At 47.8% G+C, this 454-nt stretch carries 1 protein-coding gene; it reads left to right on the forward strand.

The window, feature by feature from the left end; genetic code table 11:
- Positions 1–277: 277 nt before the first annotated feature.
- A partial coding sequence (locus tag DWX26_RS15795) for a helix-turn-helix domain-containing protein (RefSeq protein ID WP_243030721.1) occupies positions 278–454 on the forward strand: 177 nt, incomplete at its 3' end.

Consider the following 454-nt stretch of genomic DNA (forward strand, 5'->3'; position numbering starts at 1 on the left):
CCCGGTGTCGTTCCTCCCCTGAATCTCACAGCGGCGTATCGCTCCCTTTGGTACGCTCGTTTTGGTCAGGGTTCCTCCATATCCCTGCCAAAATTCATGGCGCTACATCGCCGGGGAAGCATATCCCACACAGGCTGGTCATTCGATTGGAATAATCCATCGATGAACTACCTGTATCATAGAACATTTTTGTGCCCTGTGCCGTATGTCCACAAAGTAGGAATTAGGGGTAAAAATCAGAAATTTCCACGATTGCGGAAAGTGTGATATAATCCAGATAAGCGGCAGCAATCAAACCACCGGAAAGGAGCGTGCGCCCATGAAAGGAGCGACAAGCATACAGGAACGCCTTTGGGAACTCCGCAAGGACAAAGGCTTAAATCTGGAAGAGTTGTCAGAGTTGACGGGTATTTCCAAATCAGCTCTTGGAAGTTATGAGAAAGAGGATTATAAA

Source organism: Blautia sp. AF19-1 (assembly GCF_003479155.1).
GTDB classification, from domain to species: Bacteria; Bacillota; Clostridia; order Lachnospirales; family Lachnospiraceae; genus Fusicatenibacter; species Fusicatenibacter saccharivorans.